Source organism: Bartonella sp. CM86QHHN (assembly GCF_042194695.1).
Lineage (GTDB): Bacteria > Pseudomonadota > Alphaproteobacteria > Rhizobiales > Rhizobiaceae > Bartonella.
On record NZ_JBHIND010000062.1, the window covers coordinates 1 to 1480 of the forward strand.

General features: G+C 38.8%; 3 protein-coding genes and 2 pseudogenes. 3 read left to right on the top strand and 2 right to left on the bottom strand.

The features are described from left to right. The 3 genes from ACFIKX_RS07580 to ACFIKX_RS07590 form a co-directional block, all read left to right on the top strand. A partial coding sequence (locus ACFIKX_RS07580) for a hypothetical protein (RefSeq protein ID WP_375628997.1) occupies nt 1-321 on the top strand: 321 nt, incomplete at its 5' end. Then, entirely contained in the window at nt 309-434 is a 126-nt protein-coding gene (locus ACFIKX_RS07585; RefSeq protein ID WP_375628995.1) for a hypothetical protein, read from the top strand. The genes ACFIKX_RS07580 and ACFIKX_RS07585, both read left to right, overlap by 13 nt. A 64-nt stretch (nt 435-498) precedes the next feature. Next, nucleotides 499-858: a hypothetical protein gene (locus ACFIKX_RS07590; protein WP_375608402.1), complete on the top strand. Its 360-nt coding sequence runs from the start codon at nt 499-501 to the stop codon at nt 856-858. Between the two features lie 102 nt (nt 859-960). On the opposite strand, the pseudogene ACFIKX_RS07595 reads toward ACFIKX_RS07590, so the two are convergent. Together ACFIKX_RS07595 and ACFIKX_RS07600 are read right to left on the bottom strand one after the other, a co-directional pair. Continuing rightward, nucleotides 961-1174: pseudogene (locus ACFIKX_RS07595) on the bottom strand (helix-turn-helix transcriptional regulator). 207 nt (nt 1175-1381) lie between these two features. Further along, nucleotides 1382-1480: pseudogene (locus tag ACFIKX_RS07600) on the bottom strand (integrase); the annotation flags it as partial.

Genomic DNA, 1480 nt, shown 5'->3' on the forward strand with positions numbered 1-1480 from the left:
ATAGCTACGTGGGAGAAAAATGGTGTTACTGATTTTACTGAGGTAGGAAAAGCCTTGTTAGAATGTGGAATGCCAACCCCTGATGATGTCGATCCAGAAAACAGAAAACTCAGCTACAATGCATGGGCAACTATTGATGCCTGTATGGTTCAATCAGGTTTTCGTGATAAAGTGGGGGGAGGGACTTGGTGTGAGAATCATAAAGCCGAAAACCTTCCCATTTGTCGTCCAGGTGCTGTGATCCCGAGGCCCAGTGTCAAGAAGCGCTTAAACAGCCCTTATTGTAAAAAATATAAAAATGCACCTGAATGCAAACCTTAAGTCTTGCTAGTGATGATCAACAATCCGCCATCCTTGCCTTCACTTGGAATGGTGGGATTGTTTTCTCAACCAATCATCTCAATATTGTTCACCGTTGTTTTAAGCAGCGGTGACAGAAAATATCAACAGGCTTATGAGCTGTTTTATCGTAAATAAATCCATTGAAAGAGGGAAAAAATGAAGAAAATCTTAAAACTATTGAGTTGCATAGCTCTGTTAAGTATCACTGGATGTGTTAACTCAATTCCCTCACTTTCTCCAGCATTATGGAGAAATAAAATACTTTTAGAATGTGGAGTACCGGACCTTAATAAGGTTGTGGCGCTAGATTTGAATCAATTTGCCAGTATTGAAATGTGTATGGCGCAATCAGGTTTTCGCCCTAGCTTTACAATACAAGATTGGTGTGAAAATCATAAATCAGACAACCTTCCCATATGTCGTCCTGGTGCTGTCATGCCTCAGCGAAGTGTTGAGAGACGCTTAAATAGCCCTTATTGTAAAAAGCATTCAGAACAACTTGAATGCAAACCTTAAGTCTTGTTTCAGCAGAGAAAGCCTTGAATTTACACCAAATAAAGCACCAGGTTGATGAGCTTGAGAAAGCCTTGTCCGTTCTTACGTGACAAGGTTTTCTTTTTATGCCGCGTCGTTATAACGTTGCTGTTTTGCTTGCTCGATGACATTCAAAAGATCTGATTGTAACCAACGCGATAAAAAACCAAATTTTANAACCAAATTTTAGGGGTTTGGGGAGAGAGCCATTGGTAACATGACGGCGGAAAGTTGAGACACTCATATGAAGCAATTTTGCACTTTCACGGTCTGTTAAAAGAATATCATTTTCTGTCATATTAAAATCCTTTCACTATAAAAATGGTAACAAATCATAACCATTTATTAACCACATTTTGGTTCATTTTTGAAGGTATTTTATTTATATAAAACAATATTTTATCATACAATTTCTGATGTGATAATTTATGACTCTTATTGAGAGAGAATGAGAGAGAAGAGAGAGAAAGTTATCCACAGATCATGGGGTAAATTACCCCATATCTTAAGATTGACCCGTGACATAAGCCGCCCATTTCTCCATATAGACACGGCGCTGTTCTAGATAGTCAGTACGACGATAGGAGCGCTCTACTTGTCCTCC